18 protein-coding genes and 1 pseudogene are annotated in these 20,960 nt (G+C 44.6%); 15 read left to right on the plus strand and 4 right to left on the minus strand.

The window, feature by feature from the left end:
- Positions 1–321: 321 nt before the first annotated feature.
- The 7 genes from KL866_RS09785 to ppiC all read left to right on the plus strand — a co-directional run bounded on the left by KL866_RS09785 (position 322) and on the right by ppiC (position 6,224).
- Positions 322–729, plus strand: coding sequence for a hypothetical protein (locus KL866_RS09785; RefSeq protein ID WP_214994833.1), 408 nt, complete (start codon positions 322–324; stop codon positions 727–729).
- Positions 730–876: 147 nt separating this feature from the next.
- The gene (gene cyoA, locus KL866_RS09790) at positions 877–1,818 is read left to right on the plus strand and encodes a ubiquinol oxidase subunit II (RefSeq protein WP_214994835.1); all 942 of its coding nucleotides are present in this window, start codon (positions 877–879) and stop codon (positions 1,816–1,818) included.
- A 2-nt stretch (positions 1,819–1,820) separates the two neighbouring features.
- Complete coding sequence (cyoB, locus tag KL866_RS09795) at positions 1,821–3,806, plus strand: cytochrome o ubiquinol oxidase subunit I (protein ID WP_025257331.1); 1,986 nt, start codon at positions 1,821–1,823, stop codon at positions 3,804–3,806.
- Positions 3,806–4,423: a cytochrome o ubiquinol oxidase subunit III gene (gene cyoC, locus KL866_RS09800; protein ID WP_025257332.1), complete on the plus strand. Its 618-nt coding sequence runs from the start codon at positions 3,806–3,808 to the stop codon at positions 4,421–4,423. Before cyoB ends, cyoC begins: the two co-directional genes overlap by 1 nt.
- Positions 4,423–4,794, plus strand: a complete 372-nt coding sequence (gene cyoD / locus KL866_RS09805; RefSeq protein WP_025257333.1) for a cytochrome o ubiquinol oxidase subunit IV — start codon at positions 4,423–4,425, stop codon at positions 4,792–4,794. The genes cyoC and cyoD overlap by 1 nt, the downstream gene beginning before the upstream one ends.
- Positions 4,795–4,961: 167 nt before the next feature.
- Positions 4,962–5,858 carry a heme o synthase gene (gene cyoE / locus KL866_RS09810; RefSeq protein WP_214994837.1) on the plus strand — a complete coding sequence of 299 codons (897 nt, stop codon included), beginning with the start codon at positions 4,962–4,964 and terminating at the stop codon, positions 5,856–5,858.
- 84 nt (positions 5,859–5,942) lie between these two features.
- Positions 5,943–6,224 carry a peptidylprolyl isomerase PpiC gene (gene ppiC / locus KL866_RS09815; protein WP_025257335.1) on the plus strand — a complete coding sequence of 94 codons (282 nt, stop codon included), beginning with the start codon at positions 5,943–5,945 and terminating at the stop codon, positions 6,222–6,224.
- A 92-nt stretch (positions 6,225–6,316) separates the two neighbouring features.
- On the opposite strand, the gene KL866_RS09820 is transcribed toward ppiC, so the two are convergent.
- From KL866_RS09820 to KL866_RS09830, 3 genes are all read right to left on the minus strand, one after another.
- The gene (locus tag KL866_RS09820; protein ID WP_214994839.1) at positions 6,317–7,063 is read right to left on the minus strand and encodes a hypothetical protein; all 747 of its coding nucleotides are present in this window, start codon (positions 7,061–7,063) and stop codon (positions 6,317–6,319) included.
- 185 nt (positions 7,064–7,248) lie between these two features.
- Positions 7,249–7,431, minus strand: coding sequence for a DUF6435 family protein (locus KL866_RS09825; RefSeq protein ID WP_025257337.1), 183 nt, complete (start codon positions 7,429–7,431; stop codon positions 7,249–7,251).
- A gap of 164 nt (positions 7,432–7,595) precedes the next feature.
- Entirely contained in the window at positions 7,596–9,923 is a 2,328-nt protein-coding gene (locus tag KL866_RS09830) for a TonB-dependent hemoglobin/transferrin/lactoferrin family receptor (protein ID WP_214994841.1), read from the minus strand.
- Between the two features lie 225 nt (positions 9,924–10,148).
- On the opposite strand from KL866_RS09830, the gene KL866_RS09835 reads away from it, so the two are divergent.
- The 8 genes and pseudogenes from KL866_RS09835 (at position 10,149) to speA (ending at position 19,603) form a co-directional block, all read left to right on the plus strand.
- Positions 10,149–10,943: a DUF4198 domain-containing protein gene (locus tag KL866_RS09835; protein WP_214994843.1), complete on the plus strand. Its 795-nt coding sequence runs from the start codon at positions 10,149–10,151 to the stop codon at positions 10,941–10,943.
- A 25-nt stretch (positions 10,944–10,968) separates the two neighbouring features.
- A complete protein-coding gene (locus KL866_RS09840; RefSeq protein WP_214994845.1) occupies positions 10,969–11,871 on the plus strand; it encodes a calcium-binding protein in 903 nt (300 codons plus the stop codon).
- Positions 11,871–13,310: a DUF2271 domain-containing protein gene (locus tag KL866_RS09845; protein ID WP_214994847.1), complete on the plus strand. Its 1,440-nt coding sequence runs from the start codon at positions 11,871–11,873 to the stop codon at positions 13,308–13,310. The genes KL866_RS09840 and KL866_RS09845 overlap by 1 nt, the downstream gene beginning before the upstream one ends.
- A 770-nt stretch (positions 13,311–14,080) precedes the next feature.
- Positions 14,081–15,238, plus strand: a complete 1,158-nt coding sequence (locus tag KL866_RS09850; RefSeq protein ID WP_025257342.1) for an NAD(P) transhydrogenase subunit alpha — start codon at positions 14,081–14,083, stop codon at positions 15,236–15,238.
- Between the two features lie 2 nt (positions 15,239–15,240).
- On the plus strand, positions 15,241–15,522 hold the full coding sequence (locus KL866_RS09855) for an NAD(P) transhydrogenase subunit alpha (RefSeq protein ID WP_025257343.1): 282 nt from the start codon (positions 15,241–15,243) through the stop codon (positions 15,520–15,522).
- 11 nt (positions 15,523–15,533) lie between these two features.
- Positions 15,534–16,921: pseudogene (locus tag KL866_RS09860) on the plus strand (NAD(P)(+) transhydrogenase (Re/Si-specific) subunit beta).
- Positions 16,922–17,182: 261 nt separating this feature from the next.
- Positions 17,183–17,536 carry an arginine decarboxylase gene (locus KL866_RS09865; RefSeq protein WP_251139942.1) on the plus strand — a complete coding sequence of 118 codons (354 nt, stop codon included), beginning with the start codon at positions 17,183–17,185 and terminating at the stop codon, positions 17,534–17,536.
- A 156-nt stretch (positions 17,537–17,692) separates the two neighbouring features.
- Complete coding sequence (gene speA / locus KL866_RS09870; RefSeq protein WP_029661561.1) at positions 17,693–19,603, plus strand: biosynthetic arginine decarboxylase; 1,911 nt, start codon at positions 17,693–17,695, stop codon at positions 19,601–19,603.
- Between the two features lie 77 nt (positions 19,604–19,680).
- Here speA and KL866_RS09875 read toward each other — a convergent pair whose 3' ends face one another.
- Positions 19,681–20,829, minus strand: coding sequence for a serine hydrolase (locus KL866_RS09875; protein ID WP_025257347.1), 1,149 nt, complete (start codon positions 20,827–20,829; stop codon positions 19,681–19,683).
- Positions 20,830–20,960: the final 131 nt, after the last annotated feature.

Raw genomic sequence — 20,960 nt, forward strand, 5'->3', positions numbered from 1 at the left:
AAAGTCTCGTTGATAACTACGCTTTAGGTAACAATTTTTTATCACTTGTACTTTTCAAAGCGCTAGCGTATTGAAATCAATTTACCATACTGTCTTGTTTTCCTTGATATGTAGGCAATATGCTAGGTTTTTATCTTTTCTTGCGCCGTACAAGTAATATGTTAAAAAATTGTACTTACAAGCGGTTTTTACAATTACATAAACGCATCATCATACTTTTTCGGCCTATTGAATTAACGCTAATTAGCCTTTAACCTGCCTCGCCTGCTTCATATGTGAAGTAGGCAACTAGCACAGTTTTTTAAAGGCATACTACCCACTATGGCACCACGTTCTTTCGCTTTTTTAAGCGAATTGAATTCATTAATGAGACCTGCAGTAAACTACACCAATGGTGTAGGCGCTATGTTGTGGTTAGCTAATATGGTGCTGTTGCTGAATGTTGCGCTAGTTATTAGTGGCACCATGGCCGACGCTACTGAGTTTGTTAGTGCATTTAATGAAAGCTTGGTTTTCGAGCCTTTTTTCATTGCACTTGCTGATCACACGCTTTCACAATTTATCGTTCCCACTATCGCGTTGGTATTAGTCGGTTTATTGGTTAAAGCCACGGCTATAGCAAAGGCGCAAATAACAAAACAGCGCCGACCTATTCCTTACCTTTGCCCTACATTTCCTCAGCCTTTCGTTCAAACGGTTGGCAGCCGAGCGCCCCCTCTTTTCAGTTAAACGTCTCCGATATTTTAGACACCATGAGTGCTGCGCTTTAAGCGTAATAACGCCACTTCTGGTGCGTTTTTCGATGCTGTAAACCCGTAGTTCCTTTCGGAACTGCTCAGTCATCGCCGTTTAACTTGTGGGTTATAGGAACTTGTTTTGTCTATTCGTAACCTTTTTACTTTGATTGTTGCTGGTGCTGGGCTTACGTTAGCCGGTTGCAGCGGTGGCGTACTTGACCCTAAAGGGCAAGTGGGCATGGATGAGAAGAACCTTATTATTCTTTGTACCATCCTGATGCTGATTGTTGTTGTTCCCGTAATTGTTCTAACGCTTTACTTCGCATGGAAGTATCGCGCCAGTCGCGACTTTGAAATTTACACCCCGAAGTGGGCGCACTCTACAAAGATAGAAGCCGTTGTATGGTCAATTCCTATCTTAATTGTTATTTCGTTAAGCGTGATCACATGGCGTTCTACTCACGCACTCGACCCTTATTCACCACTAGAAGGCAAAGGAGAACACCTTACTGTTGAAGTGGTGTCGCTCAATTGGAAGTGGCTGTTTATATACCCAGAGCAGGGCATTGCTACCGTCAATGAATTAGTGTTTCCGGCTAATAAACCTGTGGCGTTTAAAATCACTTCTGAAAGCACTATGAATTCGTTTTTCATTCCTCAGTTGGGAAGCCAGATTTATTCTATGGCGGGAATGGAAACTAAGCTTCACCTTATCGCCAACGAGCCAGGTACCTACAAGGGGATTTCGTCAAACTACAGTGGCGCAGGCTTTACGGGTATGAAATTCAACGCTATCGCCACACCGACCGAGGGCGACTTTAACGATTGGGTTGCAAGCGTAAAACAAGCCCAAACAGCGTTAACTCCCGCTTCTTATGAGCAGCTTGCCAAGCCAAGTGAAAACAATCCTGTGACTTACTACAGCAAGGTTAGTGAAGACCTTTTTCACGACATCGTGATGAAGTACATGAAAGATCATGGATCTATGGATTTCTACAGCAAGCCAGAAAATGCCGCAACCAGCGAACACCCCACAATGCCTCAAATGCAACACCGTCATCATCAAAAGGATGCACAATAATCATGTCTTTTTTAGGTAAATTATCTATAGAGGCCGTGCCCTATCACGAGCCCATTATCATGGTGACACTTGCCGTAGTGGCACTGCTTGGTGTGGTTATAGCCATGCTCATCACCAAACACAAACAGTGGGGTACCCTGTGGTTTGACTGGATCACGTCTGTCGACCACAAACGTCTAGGTATTATGTACATAGTATTAGCCATGATCATGCTGCTGCGCGGCTTCGCCGATGCCATTATGATGCGCACTCAGCTTGCAATGGCAACTAATGGTGCGCCCGGGTATCTGCCACCAGAGCACTACGACCAAATCTTCACAGCCCATGGCGTTATCATGATCATCTTCATGGCGATGCCGTTTATGATTGGCTTAATGAACATCATTCTGCCACTGCAAATTGGTGCCCGTGATGTGGCATTTCCTTTTTTAAATAATTTGAGTTTTTGGCTAACCGCAGGTGGCGCAATTCTAGTGAATGTGTCTTTAGGGTTAGGTGAATTCGCAAAAACAGGGTGGGTTGCTTATCCGCCGCTAGCCGGGTTGGAGTTTAGTCCCGGGGTTGGCGTGGACTATTACATATGGGCCTTGCAGATATCCGGGCTCGGTACCCTGTTAACTGCCGTAAACTTCTTAGTTACCGTGTTCAAAATGCGTGCTCCTGGCATGAAGTTAATGCAAATGCCTATTTTCACCTGGACCTGTACGTGGGCGAATATTCTGATTGCCGCCTCGTTCCCTATTCTTACCGCTGTGTTAGCCATGCTAACCCTAGACCGCTACATGGATTTTCACTTCTTCACTAACGAAGCCGGTGGTAATTCCATGATGTATATCAACCTGTTTTGGGCGTGGGGACACCCTGAAGTTTATATTCTTGTACTGCCTGCATTTGGTATTTTCTCAGAAGTTATTTCAACGTTTACCGCTAAGCGTTTGTTTGGCTACAAGTCGATGGTTTATGCATCAGGGGCCATTGCCATTCTAGGCTTTATTGTGTGGCTGCATCACTTCTTTACCATGGGGTCGAGCGCCAACGTGAATGCCTTCTTTGGCATTATGACCATGGTTATCGCTATACCCACGGGGGTGAAGCTATTTAACTGGCTCTTCACTATGTATCGAGGCCGTCTTGTACTAAGTGTGCCTGTGCTATGGACGTTAGGTTTTATGGTGACTTTCACCATTGGCGGTATGACAGGCGTGCTGTTAGCTATACCTGGCGCAGACTACGTACTCCACAATAGCTTGTTCCTTATTGCCCACTTTCATAACACCATTATTGGTGGTGCAGTGTTTGGCTACTTGGCTGGCTTTGCTTTTTGGTTCCCGAAAGCGATGGGCTTTAAGCTTGACGAAAAAACCGGAAAAGCAGCGTTTTGGTGCTGGCAAATTGGTTTCCTTTTGGCGTTCATGCCCCTGTATGTGCTTGGCTTCTTGGGTATGACACGCCGCTTAAATCACACCGACAACCCTGACTGGAATATCTGGTTATACATTGCTGCATTTGGTGCGTTTGTTATTGCGATTGGCATTTTTTTCCAGTTACTACAGCTGTTTGTAAGCTTTAAAAACAGAGAAAAGCTCAACGACACAACAGGCGACCCGTGGAATGGTCACACGCTAGAGTGGTCAACGGCGTCACCGCCTCAATTTTACAATTTTGCCAAGATACCTCACATCAAAGACATTGATGCATGGACGGATATGAAGGAACGCGGCGAGTCGTATCAACGCCCTGAAAAATACACACCTATTCATATGCCAAAAAACACTTCTGCGGGTGTGTTTATGAGTATGAGTTTTACCGTAATGGGCTTTGCGCTTATTTGGCATATTTGGTGGCTAGCCATTGCTGGTTTAGCAGCAGGAATAGGGGTGTTTATCAAACGTTGCTATACCGCAGATATTGACTACTACGTGCAGGTAGATGAGGTTGAACGAGTTGAAGCTACGCACTTAAGTGCAAATACAATAGGAGGTCGCTAATGAGTACTATTGCAACTTCAAGTGCAGCGTCAATGCCTCAAGCACATGCACATGAAGAACATCATGAGAACAACACAGTGTTTGGTTTTTGGTTGTATTTAATGACCGACTGTTTGCTGTTTGCATCTTTTTTTGCCACCTATGCGGTGTTGTTTATGAACACGGCAGGCGGTGTGTCTGGCAAAGATATTTTTGAGCTCAATTTTGTGGCTGTCGAAACCGCCGCATTACTTTTAAGCAGTATCACCTTTGGCTTCGCCATGATATGTGCTCATCGACAAAACAAGTCAGGCGCCCTCGCTTGGCTGGCGGTGACATGGGCGCTGGGAGCGTGCTTTATCGGTATGGAAGTATATGAATTCCATCACCTTATCGAGCATGGTAACGGGCCACAGCAAAGTGCGTTTTTAACGGCGTTTTTCTCGTTAGTGGGACTGCACGGACTGCACGTTACAGCGGGTCTTATTTGGATGACCATCATGTTTATTGAAATAACCCGCCGAGGTTTAGGTGAGCAAACCGTTACCCGATTAAGCTGCTTGAGCCTGTTTTGGCACTTCCTCGATATCGTGTGGATATGTGTATTTACCGTAGTGTATTTAATGGGGGCAATGTAATGGCGTTACATGATGCAAAATTAACTTTGAATTCGAATAGCCACGCTTCATCTGAACATAGTAGTGATACTAGCCATGGCGATGTGAAGTCTTACGTTATTGGCTTTATTTTATCTGTGGTACTTACCGTTATTCCGTTCACCTTGGTGATGAATGGTGACTTTTCTAAAGTCACCACCATTTGGAGCGTGGTTACCTTGGGCTTAGTCCAAATTTGGGTGCATCTTAAATACTTCCTGCATCTTAACTTTGTAACCGAGGAAGGCAGAGCCAATACGTTCTCGTTTCTATTCAGTGCGCTCATTATTTTCATGGTGGTGGGGTTATCCGTTTGGATCATCTACGAGTCGAACGCCATGATGATGTATTAGTAGGTCACTGTGTATAGGTGGTCTAGCCTGACGATTTTGTCGGGCTTTTCAATGTGTTTTCTTAATCACGGTCAGTACGTTAAGCCCTCACATAGTGCCTTTCTGAAGGGCGCTCAGTGTTGGGCTTCTCAGTATTCATTGGCGCGTTCTAATTTTGGATTTTACCCATGGCCTCTACCTTTAAACGTTATCTGTCAGTCACCAAGCCCGGCATCATTATGGGTAATGCCATTTCGGTAACGGGCGGTTTCTTATTAGCGTCCCGCGGCGATATCGATTATTGGCTGCTGCTTGCTACACTTATCGGTTTGTCGCTGGTGGTGGCGTCGGGGTGCGTAATTAACAACTGCATTGACCGAGACATTGACGGCAAAATGCAGCGCACCGCAAATCGAGTTACGGTGACAGGCGAGTTGCCGTTACTTACTGCGCTTTTGCATGGCGCTGTGTTAGGAATGGCAGGGTTTGGTTTATTGGCGCTTTACACAAACCTTACTGCCGTATTTTTTGCCGCCTTTGGCTACGTTATTTATGTGGGCGTTTACAGCCTGTATATGAAGCGAAACTCGGTGTACGGCACATTCGTTGGCAGTTTGTCAGGCGCGGTACCGCCAGTAGTCGGTTATTGCGCGGTGAGTGGTCAGTTTGATATAGCCGCAGCTATTTTGTTGGGTATGTTCAGCATTTGGCAAATGCCCCATTCATATGCCATCGCTATCTTCAGATACAACGATTATAAGGCTGCTGATATTCCTGTGTTGCCCGTATCGCAGGGTATTGCGAAAGCAAAACGCCATATTGTCCTTCATATTGCGTTATTTGCTTTAGTTGTAATGCTGCTCCCGCTTAACGGTTATACGGGCATAGGTTTTTTAACCGTGGCCTTTGCAACCAGCCTTTGGTGGCTTTTAATGGCACTTCGCGGCTATAGACCTGACATCAATGTAGAGGGCTGGGCAAAGCGAGTATTTGGTTTTTCCATTGTAAATATAACGCTGTTATCTATCGCGATGTCGGTGGACTATCACACCACCGTTGATAGTCTATTTGCGATAGCTTTGTAGTGTTTATAAGCGCTTTTCTCTTACGGATAGGGATGCTCTCGTTTATAATTCGCACCTATTCACCACATGCAAATAGGCAGCACCATGGCAACGGCATCCGCACTTCACATTTTGGTAAAAACAGAGAAAGAAGCGCTTTCAATTCTAGAGCAGCTTAAAAAAGGCAAAGACTTTGCGAGTTTAGCAAAGCGCCATTCCAAATGTCCGTCGGGCAAGCGTGGCGGCGATCTTGGTGAATTTCGTAGAGGCCAAATGGTAAAAGCCTTCGACGATGTGGTCTTTAAAAAAGACGTGCTAAAAGTACACGGGCCGGTGAAGACCCGTTTCGGCTACCACCTTATTAAAACGCTCTATCGTAGTAATTAAAACCAGAGCTTTTTAAAACCAAAGTCGCTAAAGCCGAAGTAAGCCCGATCCATTCAACAAGCGTTTAAAGTATGTCCTAGCTAATTACCTTGTTAATTGCCCGGCTCCCACTTTTCACCGCATACTGAATTTTTGGTAAATATGGCGTAAGGGCTGTTGGTCTCGTGAAGTGAACCGCGAAGTGCAGCGCCGTGATCTACTGCAATAAAAGGGGTGTCAGTCGCTTTGCCTTGCTCATCAAGCATAAAATAGTCGCTGGTGTAGCTTGTTAGCATCATGCGATTGTCGTAACCCATATCGCTTAAGCGAACCCGGGTAATGGCTTTGAACTTAGCGTTAGGGTTTGAAAGCCCTACAATTTTCTTAAAAAAGTAGCCTTTATCAGATTGCAGTTGGGAAAAACCGTTTAAGGTGTTAATCAGGGTTTTCAAATCTATGGCTTCGCGCTGTAACATGAAGTCGTGCTGGATGGCATTGCCATCTTTTCTAAGGCTGTCTTTTGACGGTGTTTTACCAGCTGTGTAAGCCTGCTCTGTTTCTAACGAAGTAAGGGTGTCTTGCCCTTCCTCTGCATAGTGAACTAGTGCATTTGTGTTCATATTTACGTAGTAGTCGCTGATACCAGCGGGTACCACTTCAAATAGCATAACATCTGGAGTTACCGCGCCGCGCTCTTCAGGTGTTTGAGGGCCTTTGGCTACGCACTTGTCAGAGATGAAATAGTAATATTGGCCCGCTTCAATAGCGAAAGCTGTATTAGACAGCACCGCGCAGGTGGCAAGAAGTAGTAGCCTGGAAGTGAACTGTTTAAATGCCGTTACAGCACTGCCTATTTGCATATCAAAGACGCCTTATTGTTCGATGCATTTACATGTAAGGCGCTATTGTAAGGTGTAGTTGATAAAAGCGCGAGTTAAGCATTGTACGCACTTTGCATTTAGGTATTGCTTGATTGAAAGGCGAGAAGCAATTTGAATTTCTGGCAGATTAGCAACTCGTCATTTTAGCGCTGAGCGCCTAGTGCTTACGTTCCTTGTGAGTTCTTCTCTAGTATTTCTATTTCTTTCCATAGCTTTTCCGACTGGGCGGTAAGCAATGAATAAGTCCTTATGTCACCGTTTCTTTGTGCGTGCATGGCTTTTTCAAGAAGGGTGTCATATTGCTTTCGCATCTTTTTGGTTGGATTGCTTTTAAAAAGTCCAAACATAGTGAAAGTCCTAAAAAGACATATAGCGAGAAAACGTTTAAAAAGGAACTTTCGATCACCCATTTTCGTGAACAAATTTTCATAAACATTCATGGGAGAATACTTGAGTGAATGGCAGGCCACTTGGCTAAGGTGAGCTAATTATGGCCTGCACTGTAGTTAAATTAGAATTGATAAGTTACGTAAGCACTAATACTTCTGCCTGGCTCTGAGTAACGCTGGTATCCATTGTCGCTCACGCCTCCAAAGAAACCACCAGTACCGTTTCTTACACTATTAAGTACTTCCCAGCGGTAATATTCTTTGTCTGTAAGGTTGTAAATTACCGTAGTGAAACGCAGGTTTTCGGTAACGTCGTAGTAGGCAAGCAGGTCGAAAACTGCATAGCCTGCTGGCGTATGCGATGGTCCAGCGCCGTTGTTCAATGAGGTGTAGCTAAGTTGGTTACTTTCTTCTACCCCTTTGCTCAATATGGCGACAAGTTCTGCGCCCCAATCACCTTCATTAGATACGTAGCCTAGTCCAACAGTTGCGGTATCTGGCGATACGGTTTCTAAGTCGTCACCCGCATTGTTAAAAGCAGACGCAGTGTCGTAGGTGCCGTCCAATGCGGTATAAGCAAAACGACCTGCGACGTTATCTGTAAAATTGTAATTGGCAGTAACTTCTAACCCATCAACAGTCAGCTCGCCAGTATTTTGTGGCTGCGTGAATACATCTTCCGTACTCACTACAGTTTCACAACCGAAACGACTGCACTGTACTGTGCTTACTTCAGTGCCATAAGGCGTTGAATAAGTCTCGTCCTGAATCATGTTAGTGTATTCAGTTCTAAACACCGACACGCTGACATTCCCATTTTCGAAATCACCAATATAGGTTAGCTCAAAGTTAGTCGATTCTTGAGCATCGAGTTCACTGTTGGCAATACGGTCAAGGTCAATATAGGTGTTACCAGTTACAATATCGGTGACTTCATCACCTGAGTTTGTGCCAAAATATAAGTTTTGAAGCGTAGGTGCTTGGTAGCCCTGAGCAATACGGGCATTGATAGAGTGACCTTTTACGAATTCGTAAGTAGCCCCAATATCTCCTACCACTGCACTAAATTCGCTGTCTGTAATGCTTAAACCAGTCGGGTCTGAAAAGGTACTATCTACAGTAGGCGCATATTCTGTTGAATCGTAACGAAGTCCAAGATTTATGCTTAATTGCTCGCTAAGTTCAACCGTGTCAGCTAGGTAGGCAGTAATCAATGTCTTTTCAGTTTCAGGAACAAAGCTTTGGTCGCGAATTGGGTAACCGTCTAGTATTGGCGAATCAGCGGTTTGTCCTGCGAATCTGCGGTCGAACATCACTGCCTCTGCATCCACTTGTTGATAACTTAAACCATAAATAATTTCATGGTTGAATTCTCCGGTGATCGATTTGGCTAAATCAATATTGAAGCTCAGTGAGTCTTGGCTAAAGTTACGGTCTTCGGTACGCAATATAGCGTCGCCGTCAGCACTGCCAAAAAGAAAGCTGGTTACACCAGAAGAGAATAGTTCTTGATAATTTAATGTCACATCTATGCTATCAGCGAACGTCAGACCTAGGTTTTCGTTGTTGAAGAAAAGCCCTATTCGCTCGCGGTTATTTTCATCCGCTGAGGTGAAGTCAAAATAAGTATCGTGTTGACGAGAAAGAGGAATGCCATCCGTTTCTCTGTCAGCTTTTTCGTAAACAAAACCAAGTTGTTGGTGCTCTGAGAAGTTATAAGCAAGTTTAAGTAAAATTGAATCTACTTGATTATCCATCGGGTCAGCCTGGCCACGTCCTGAACCAGAAATATTCTCACCATTGCTGTGCGCTTCTGTTTCACTGCTGTCGCGCATAGTGTATTGCAAGAGCGAGTCGAAGTTACCCGTTCTGTTCGCAACGGTGCCGTGCACTAGCCATTCTTCAGAGCGTGCATCAAAACCGGTTTTCAATTTAACGCCTGTGGCATCACCGGTGGCAGGTAAAAAGTCGCTCGCTTCATTGGTTACATAGGTGACTGAGCCCGCAAGTGAGCCTGGTCCTTGCGCGACAGCGCTTGGGCCTTTGGTGATGTTGACGGCTTTTACGTGTTCCAATTCAATTTCGCCGCGGCTCGAACCATACATACCATAAGCGGCGAATGAGCCTGGATTTAGTGTTTCACCTTGGCCGACGCCATCTACGGTTACTGCTACGGCGTCCCCTTCTAAGCCGCGAATGTTGAAACCATCGTTACCGAAACGGTTACCCGTGTCATTAGTTTGTACTCCTGGGATATAGCGAGCGGTATCTTCAATATTTGTGATTGAGCGCTTTGACAGAGTTTGTGCATCCAGCACGGTTTCGACAGTCGTTGTTAGGGTTTCTTCACTTTCGGCTTTTGTTACAGCCAATTCTGATTGTTGAGCTAGGGCAGGAAGTGTTAGCGCACAGCCAAGTGAAATAGCTACCGTTGAGCGTTTAAATTTCATTGTTATTTTCCAATTTTAATAAAAGTGCAAATAATTAGTATTTCGTATCAACGCTAAGCATCCTATTTGCGTCGGTTGATATCATTTTTAGTTTTTCTTCAATCGCGCCTGTCAAAGCGATTTTTTGACACATCGTGCGTCAAAAATCGATCGTAATACTATTGATAACCATTATCATTTGCAATAGTATGATTCCACTTTTACAAAAATAGAAAATAATAAACCATGAAAAAACACACGCTTATTAGTTTGCCCTTGCTTATTGCTAGCTGCTTCAGTGGTGCTGCTCTAGCCCATGTAGCATACCTAAAACCTCTTCAGTTTGAACCGGTTAGAGGCGGTAAAGTAACGCTAGATGCTTCTTTCGCAGAACAATTTTTTGTGCCCGAAGCGGCAATTACGAATGCATCGTTTGAAGTGGTTACCCCTAGCGGCAAGCTAATTAATGTGGAGAAGGTTGTCGATCTTTCGACCCGTAATGTTCTTGAACACACCTTAGAAGAAGAAGGGACCTACCAGTTTTCAACGGGAAAACGTATGGGGGCAATTTTTCGCGTGTATGAAAAGGACGGCGAACGTGGATCTATGCGAGGCAACGAAAAGCCTCTACCTGAAGGTGCGATACTAAAAGAGCACTTTCAGTCAGTTACGTTTGCAACGACGTACGTAACGAAGAAAGGGCCAAGTGAACAGGCGTTAGCGCCAAGAAACGACGGCTTAGAAATCGTGGCAATTAATCACCCTAACAGTTTGTTTGCCAATGAGAGTTTTAATTTCAAAGTTCTGTTCAACGGTAAGCCTGTAACCGATCATGAAATCTCGGTGTACCAAGGAAAAGATCAGTTTGCCGAAGAATCTGATGTAGAAAAGTTAACGACAAATGCTAAAGGGCAAGCGTCATTTACTCCTTCATCACAAGATGTCTATTTAATGCAAGTAAGACTGCGTACCGACGCGCCTGAAGGTGCAGACGTGCCCACTTATAGCTACACCACCACTCTATCATTCGAAGCCTACTAATCATTGACGGTACGAGGAGATAATTATGTTAAAAACAGTAAGTTTAGCCGTTGTATCTGCGCTTTGTATTAGCGCTTCGGCGCTAGCCGCACCACATAGCGCCAGCGGCATTATATTGACCTATGACTTAAACAAAGATGAGTCACTCCCGCTAGAAGAGTTTGTTGATGCCAGACGCTCTCGCTTCAATACTTCTGATACCAACAAAGACGGTGTACTTGATGAAAGTGAATACGTTTATGAGTGGGAAGGCAAAGTAGAGAAACGGTTAGCTGAAAACAGAAAAGCATCGGTAAAACAAACTCACATACGTTTCCATGCTGTTGATAGCAATGATGATGAGTTCATCACTATTGATGAAGTAAATGCGGTGGGTGAGCGAAGTTTCTCACGTATGGATAGTGATAATGATGGTGTAGTTGCTTTGGGCGACCCCGAGCCAGCGTCCCGTCGCTCTGCGTCACAAAAGAAAGATGACAAACCTGAGTTAGTGCAGCGCCCTATGTTACGCATGCCGACAAGTCACAATATTCAAGGATTTGTCACCCTATATGACCAAAACGGTGACGAAAAGGTAACAAAAGAAGAGTTTCACGCCGTTCGCAAAGCGCAATTCCAGCGTACAGACGAAAACAGTGATGACAAGCTTACTGAGCAAGAATATGTGCTTGAGTTTGAAGACAGACTGGATGCACAGATTGAGAAAACCCATGAAGGACAAATTAAGCAAACTTACGTTCGTTTTGAAGTTCTCGATACAGACGAGAATGGCAAAATGACATTTTCAGAGTACATGGTGTCTGGGTTTAATGCCTTTCATCGCTACGACACCAATGGTGATGGCTATCTAACATTAGCTGACCCAGCGCCAGCACCTCGTCAGCAGGAGCAAAGTGACACCACCACCACCGCACAAGTTAGCCAATAATGGTTGGGCGTTTCATTCTATATCTGGCGGTATTTACCGCCAGCTATGCCGTTAATGCCGAGTTGTATGTGTTTCCTACAACATCAGGAGAAGCGGTCCCTCACACGCTTAACACAGAAATAACCCTGTACGAAGAGCAGACACTTAGTGCCATTGAGCGAAAGAATATTGACCTACTTATTAAAGACACTTATCAAACGTTAGATAAATCAAACGCAACGAGTGCGCTTAGTGAAATTAATCAACGCCATGAAGGTACACTCCCGGCGTGGCTTTTTACCGCCATAAAGCAGTGTGAAGCCTGGTTTAATCGAACTGAAGGTAATATAAGCTGCCGCAACGGTGCGCTTTACGACTATTGGGCCGAATACGTTCAAGGTAAGCATGATATTTCACGTCGAGAAGTTAGACGTCTTGCGCGTGTGGCGCGCATTGCTGAGGTCAACTTCAATGACGATAACAGCGTGGCGTTTGCGTCACCTATCCAGTGGGATTTATCTGAGTTCGCAGCTTCTCTTGCCGTAGATCGTATTGTTAACTACTTGGCGTCACTAGACATACACTCATATCACATTAGCGCGCTGGGGCTAGAAACCCATGCCTCGAATCAGGGCTTTAGTTGGCAGGGGGCTGTGGCGCAAGAAGCCGTGACCCAAACTGGCCGCGCAGCGGGCGCTAATAGCAAACCAAGCACCATCGCGTACATCAGACCTTGGCAGCGCCCAGTGCTTTCCACTTCAAAGCTGGCGTCTTTAGAAAAAGGCGTGTTAAGCCATAGTGACGGTTGGCCTAGCGCCAAGTTTCAAGTCATATCAGTGGCGGATAACGCATTTGAAGCAATGTTGTTAGCACACTATTCGGCAACGAAAACTGCGCAGCAAGCCATGGAGTTAGCTAATGCCAGCCCGTCACTAGCGGTAAAGTTAATTGATGAAAGTGGCAGAGTGTTTACCAGCAACACCTATACGGGTAGAACGTCGGATGAAAAGGAAGCTGAAGAAAATGAGCACGCCATCTCAGTTGATATCACCTTACCGCTATTTGACATCGCAGACTATCGTGGTCCTTACGTAAGCGTGTGGATAAGCGATGAAAGGAACCATCTTGTGAAAAGCTTGGCGCTTCGCGGCACCAGCGAGAGATGGCTAGGCGAGCTGCGCACATGGTGGCGAAGAGTGGGTCGAAAGAACGAAGGTTTAGTCGATGGATTTGCCGGGGCTACAAAGAAAAACACGCCTTTGCATATTGAGTGGGACGGATTGGATGATTTTGGAAAAAGCGCAAATTCGTCGTCGTTAATACTTCACGTTGAAGTGGCTAGAGAGCACGGCGGAAGAAGCTATGAAAAAATTCCGTTTACCTTTGATAGCCTTACTACACCGATAACCGTAAAGGGAGTGGATGAAATCGCGTCTATTACACTCTCATCAATGAATTAGGCGTCAATCATAAAATTGCAGTAACGTAACGAGCACTACCAAAGGCAGCTATCGCAAATCGCTATTTGAAGTTTACATGGCCCACATTTGAAAAGGGCTGACCTTTTTTACCCTTTAAACGTGATATTGGCGTTTGCGGTTAGCCTGCCTTCTTTTAAATCAACAAAACCCGAAATATTGTTAGGTAAACAGCCGCTGAGTATGCAAGCTTGTTTTTCCTATACATCATGGCGTGTGTCCTAATCATTAATTTTAATGAGCCTTATGGTGTTCATTTCACTTGGCTTTCTTTCACATCACTTCGCTATTAACTGATCAAGACGGCACGGTTTGTAAAATCCTCCCTCAAAATTTGTTTAGTAAATTTTTAAACAAAACGGTGCTGCAGGATGAAAAGTTGAAGATTTTAGCGTACAGAAAATACGCATTCACCTTTACGGCTGTTCAAAAAGCGCTCAATTTCGTTGGTATTCACAAAGTGAATGGTCACATATCTACTTCATTTATCATCTGTATGAGATTTCTTTATTCGTATTAGTTATTAGTCGTAAGTAAAAGGTAGTGGTTAAGAATAAGTCTTTCGCGTAGCTTTGCTCTGCTTTCGCCTAAAAATAAAGCGGTGTCATGGATGATTACTGCGAAAAAAAAGTGCGAATAAAATCGAAGTTGATTGTAATTTAGCCAGGTAATACCAAGCATAAGCTAAGTAAATGGCTACATTGCATTTGGTCAGTGTCATTCTCAAATTGCCCGAAAGTGAGGAGGTGTGTATGAAAATCGTAATTTTGAATGAAGCGAAAACGCCAGAACCGCTAAATAATGTGGAGAAGCGATGTGCAGCTACACCAAGTAGTGCACAGCGTCTGGTTAAGAAAGGCGCGACTTTATTGCTCGAAACCGGTGCAGGAAAGTTTGCGGGTTATTCAGATAAAGAATATCAAGACGCAGGCGTAACAATCATAAGTGATGTGGATGATGCATTATCAACAGCAGATATGCTGGTTGCGGTAAATAAACCTACCGATACACAGCTAGCGTTGATGAAAAAAGGGGCCATTGTGGTAGGCCACCTTGACCCTTTCTTTCAGCAACCGCTCATTGAATCTATTGCCTCAAAAGGGCTAACCGCTATTTCAGTAGAGATGATTCCCCGTTCTTCTCGTGCACAAAAAATGGACGCATTGAGCTCGCAAGCCAGTCTTGCAGGTTATGTAATGGTGATGCAGGCAGCCAACCAGTTGCCATCAATACTCCCTATGATGATGACCCCTTCAGGCACCATAAAACCCGCGAAAGTATTTATCATTGGTGCTGGCGTGGCAGGCCTTCAATCTATTGCAACAGCAAAGCGTTTAGGGGCAAATGTACTTGCATACGACACTCGTGAAGTAGTGGCAGAGCAAGTAGAGTCGCTAGGGGGCAAGTTTCTTAAAATTGACATAGGTGAAACGGGTCAAACGAAAGACGGATACGCAAAGGAACTCACCGATGAACAAAAAGCAAAGCAGCAAGAAGCGCAACGCGATGCGATTGCCGATTCTGACATCGTTATTACTACAGCGCAGCTATTTGGCCGCAAACCGCCAGTGCTTATTTCTAAAGACACCTTAGCCTTGATGAAACCAGGCAGTGTAGTGGTTGATATGGCGGCTACATCGGGCGGCAACGTTGAAGGCTCGGTAGCTGGCGAAACCGTTGAAATTAATGGTGTAAAGGTAATTGGTAACGGAAACTGGAGCCAATTCGTGGCAAAAGCCGCAACCGATATGTACGCCAACAATATCTACAACCTTATTGATGAATTCTTTGACGATGAAAGCAAAACCTTTGGTTTGAACCTAGAGGACGACATTCTGGCCGGCTGTGTTATTACCCACAACGGCAACATTACCAACGACATGCTCAACAACGCTTACAAAGGAGCCTAATTATGGAAATCATTTACCTACTTTTCATTGTGCTACTGGCTGCTTTTTTGGGTTTTGAGCTAATTCGAAAAGTGCCGGCTACGTTGCATACACCGTTAATGTCTGGTTCGAATGCGATATCGGGCATAACACTGGTTGGTGCGTTGGCAGCTTCGGGTGGCGATAATAATTTGCTGACGACTATTCTTGGTACTGCTGCGGTAGCACTGGCCAGTATTAACGTGGTGGGTGGCTACTTAGTTACCGATCGCATGCTTGGCATGTTTAAGAAAAAAGATAAATAAGGAGTACGCAAGTGAATGATATCGTAACCGTAATAAATCTTGCATACGTAGTTGCTGCGGCACTATTTATCCTAGGGCTTAAACTGCTTAGCCATCCAGATACTGCTAAGAAAGGTAACTTCATTTCTGCCATTGGTATGTTAATAGCGGTGTTGTTACTCTGCTTGATCAGCAAATTATCAGCTATCACTATATCCTTTTAGGGTTTGTACTTGGCGGCGCCTTTGGTGCGTGGAAAGCCAAGACCGTTGAAATGACGGCAATGCCTGAAATGGTGTCCTTGTTTAACGGCTTTGGTGGTGCAGCCTCATTGCTTCTGGGCTGGGCGACACTAGCTGGAATGAGTTTAATTACCCTCAAAACCGAAAGCGCGTTTACCTTTATTACCCTGTTTTTCACGATATTAGTGGGCGGCATCACCTTTTCAGGTTCTGTTGTAGCGTGGGGCAAACTGTCGGGAAAAATGAGCTCTAAAGCCGTGATCTTCGCTGGGCTTCGCGAGCTAAGTATCTTGCACCTCATTGGCATGGTAGTGATTGGCTATTTCTTTACCACTGACCCTAGCAACTCACTATGGATATACTGTGCAATCGCGTTGTCACTAAGCTTTGGCTTGTGGGCGACTATTTCCATTGGCGGAGCTGACATGCCAGTGGTTATCGCACTTTTGAATAGCTACTCAGGTGTCGCGGCGTCGGCTGCAGGTCTTGCTACTGGTAACACAATATTGATTGTCACTGGCTTGCTGGTTGGGGCTTCGGGCTTAATTCTTACCAATATTATGTGTAAGGCCATGAACCGCTCTTTAATGAACGTGTTGCTGTCTGGATTTGCGAAGCCAGTAGAAGCAGGTGAAAAAATAGAGGGCGAAATTAAAGTGTTGGCCGCGCAAGATGCATTTTATGTATTAGAAGCAGCGCAAGCAGTTCTCGTCGTGCCCGGCTATGGTATGGCGGTTGCGCAAGCGCAGCATGCCGTGCGTGAACTTCAGTCGCTATTAGAAGAAAATGGCTGTACGGTTGATTACGCTATACACGCTGTCGCAGGGCGTATGCCGGGTCACATGAATGTGTTATTGGCAGAAGCCGATGTACCTTATGACCAATTATACGAAATGGATGATGTTAACCCGCGCATGGAAAATTATGACGTGGTTATTGTTATTGGTGCAAACGATGTTGTAAACCCTGCGGCTAAAGAGATGAAAGGTAGCCCTATTTACGGCATGCCGGTTATTGAAGCTTATCGAGCTAAAACGGTCTTTGTACTTAAACGCTCTGCTAATGCTGGCTTTGCAGGTGTGGATAACCCGTTGTTTTTTAAAGATAACACGCGCATGGTGCTAGGTGATGCTAAAGACACCATCAACAGTATTATTCGTGAGTTTGGAGACGACTAATACGGCGTCTATCTTCTATAAACAACGTTTAAAGACCTGCGTAGATGCAGGTCTTTTTACTTTTTGAGTATGAAACGTAATCACAATATATTCAACTTTAGTTGTAGTTTAAGCTTTTCAACTCTACTATGTAAGTGCTATAGCAGTTGAGTTTATTATTCATATAGTCGCATAGAGATGTACGAGTAAATGTCTACGACCCCTTTTCATATTGAGCAGTTTAAAAATTGTATATTTGTGACGCTTCGCGGTAAGTGGAATATGTCAACAAACATACAATACTTAGCTCATCTTTCCGATTGTTTAAAAACCCGCAGAGGCAGACCCTTTCATCTGTTTATTGATATGCGCACTTGGCAAGTTCCTAAATCCGATACCTTCAATCAAATAAAAGCACCCATCAGGCTAGATAGACGAAATCAACTCAGTGAAACATGGTTGGAAGATGATGAGACTGATGCTGAACATATAGCGCAAAAGTTTTTTAAATCGCCCACAGCTAATCTGGGGTTTGAACTTGAACGTACACAGAACATCTCAGAGTTTATAGCGTATTGCGAAGAAAAAGCAGACAAGATAGTTATAGACTATGTTCGAACATGGATTGGCTCATAAAGGCTGACGTTCGATAAACAAAATTAGTCGCGACAATAGATATTTTACATCGCAACAACGCTCGCGTTCAGTCTTACGTTGTCTATAATACGCTGCTAATTTTCGCACTTACTATGCTAGGTATAGACCTAGCCCACTTACACATAGGTGAACAAATTGTCAGATTGGAGCATCGAAGAAGCGGAGCGCGTCTATGGCGTGTCTCAATGGGGTGGAGGCTATTTTCAAATTGGTGAAAATGGCAACGTGCATATTACCCCTGTTCCTGAAGATCCTAGCATTCGAATCGACTTTAATTCGGTAATAGAAGACATCCGCAAAGAAGGCGTACAGTTTCCTGTTGTTGTGCGTTTTCACGATATTTTGCGCTCGCAGGTTGCAGGCTTGAACAAAGCCTTCAGAAAATCAATCGAAGAAGCAGAATATCAAGGCCAGTATCAGGGCGTGTATCCGGTGAAAGTTAACCAAATGCGCGAAGTGGTTGAAGAAATTGTCGATGCAGGTAAGCCTTACAACTACGGTTTAGAAGCAGGCTCTAAAGCTGAACTACTTACTGTATTGGCAATGAATACCAACGAAGACTCGTTGACAATCCTTAATGGCTATAAAGACGATGAAGTAATGCGTCTTGCGCTGTTAGGCCGAAAGCTTGGCCGCCGTGTTGTTGTGGTAGTGGAAAAGTATACCGAACTTCTTTTGCTCGTGAAAATATCAAAAGAGCTTAACATCGACCCTATTATTGGTGTGCGTTCTAAAATGACCGTAAAAGGGCGAGGTAAGTGGGAAAGCTCTGGTGGCGAACGTGCGAAATTCGGTTTGACTATTACTGAAATCATCAACGCTGCTCGCTATCTTGAAGAGCAGGGTATGGCACATTGCTTAAAGCTGCTTCACTTCCATATTGGCAGTCAGCTAACCGATATCCGTGCGGTTAAAGAAGCCGTAACCGAAGGAGCACGTATATATGCAGACCTTCACAAAATGGGTTTTGCGCTTGATTATGTTGATGTTGGCGGCGGTCTTGGTATCGACTACGACGGCAGTAACTCAACGAATGAATCGTCGCGTAACTACAGCATGCAAGAATACGTTGCCGACGTTGTTTATGGCATGAAAGAGATGTGTGACCTTGAAGGTGTACCGCATCCTCACCTAGTAAGTGAAAGCGGGCGTGCAATCACTGCGCATCACAGCTGCGTAATCACAGAAATCGTAGGCGAGATTAAATCGAATGCATCGCACATGGACACTTCTGCAAAAGAAGGCGAGCACTTCTTTTTGAAAAACATGCGTGAACTTGCCGATACGTTTGATGAACAAACAAATATGCACGAGATCTACAACGATGCTTCTCAGTATAAAGAGCAAGCGCTCGATGCATTTAAGTTGCGCGTACTAACGTTAGAAGAGTTAGGCAAAATAGAAACCCTTTATTGGGATATCATGGGTCGCTTACAGAAGTGGTATCGTAACGAAGAATATGTACCAGAAGAGCTACAAGAGCTAGATTACAGCTTGTCGTCTCAGTATCTATGTAACTTCTCTGTGTTTCAGTCGGCTGCAGATACGTGGGCTATAGACCAGCTTCTACCAGTAGTGCCACTTATACGCATGAACGAAGAACCCACGGTTAATTGCTCGCTAGTGGATATAACCTGTGATAGCGACGGGAAAATTGACCAGTTTACTATTGGTCGTGAGATCACTGATGTACTGCCTATGCACCCACTTAAGAAAGACGAGCCTTACTACATCGGTTTATTCTTAACGGGGGCATATCAAGACGTAATGGGCGACATGCATAACCTGTTTGGACGCTTAAATGAAGTGCATATTTACAGCTACGATGATGATCCGGAAGATTTCTATATTGAAGAAGTGGTGAAAGGTTCGTCGGTAGAAGATGTGCTTAACGTTATGCAATATAACCCGCGCGCAATGGCATCAGATGTGAAGCGTATGATAGACAAGCACGTGTGGGACGGTAACTTAAACCCTCGCGAAGGTGTTCGTTGGACTGATTTCTACGAGAACTGTTTAGCGGGTTACACTTACCTAAAGCAATAAATCGCAATATTAGATAATTAAAAGCCTGTTATTCCTTGATACTCAAGTTCAGCAGGCTTACAGAGCCGACGATGCTATTACTTAGCTGCGTCGGCTTTTTTCAAATAGCGCTTCCAAAGTTCCGCTGTTGTAGAGTTAATCATATTTGACTCTGCGTTCATCAACATCACATATCCGACTTTTTTCTCGGGCATAAACGCCACGTCGGCACGATAGCCTTTTACCCAGCCGCCATGATAGTTAAGCTGTACCCCATTTAAGTCATAAATACGCCAGCCCAAACCATAGTGCGCATCGCTAATCATACCGCGCCATCCCCTGCGATAGGTTTCACGCTTGGTTTTAACTCGCTCTGTCGTGACATAGTCCACCATCTCATCAGAAATCACCGTTGGGAATTCGCCAAGCAGTGCCTGCAAATAAATGGTCATATCTGAAATGCTGGCGTTTACTCCTGCCGCGGGGGAAAAGCGGTAGTAGTTGCTTTCTACTTTTCCTTCACGCCACTTATTTCTAGCAATAGCGATATGAGGTTGTGCCCATGACTCTGATGCAAGTAACCCGCCCTTACCAACGCTGGCGGTCTTCATGCCTAGCGGCGAGAATAGATTTGCCTGAAGCTGGCGCGAGTATGAAGTATTATTGTTGCTGAAGTAGTATTCCAACGCCCCGAAAAGTGCATTTTGATAGGTATAACATTCGCCAGGTGCACACAAGGGTTCCAGTTCACCAAGAGACTTTAATACGCGCTCTAATGAATAGTCGGCCTCAATAAGGTTGTCGTAGGCGTTAGGCATAAAGCCACTGGATTGGCCCACAATGTGTTGCAGTTGCAACGCGCCCATTCCTTGACCTTTAAAAGGAATGTCAGGTAATAAAGTGGAGATGGGGGTTTCCCAGCTAAGCTGGCTTTTTTCAACCAGTTTGGCTGACAGTAGCGCGGTAAATGTTTTTGAAACAGAGGCTAGCCTGAACACCGTATCTTCGGTAACTTTCTTTCCGTCTTTTTTACGGGTTTTCCCGTAAACATAAACCCGCGGCGCTTTTCCCTGTTCGTAAAACACAAAGGCATAACCAGGGACATTGTATTTTGACGCTTCTTTTTTTACGTGACTCGCGTAATCGTCTAGCCAGTCTGCAGAGGCGCTTTGCGAGGTAACTAGTAGCAATACTATCAAAAAGTATTTAGGCAGACACAACATTAGGGTGCGCAAAGATTTCAGCATACAGTCACTCGTTATGCCTGCGGCAAATTAACTTTTCCACTAGGCGTTCATTATTATTATCGCGTTATTATGCGTTTAGCCGCTCCAATGATCAAATGTCGCTAATTATACTCATCTATACTTACCTATTT

It is taken from the genome of Alteromonas sp. ALT199 (assembly GCF_018619335.1).
In the GTDB taxonomy this organism is placed as follows: Bacteria; Pseudomonadota; Gammaproteobacteria; order Enterobacterales; family Alteromonadaceae; genus Alteromonas.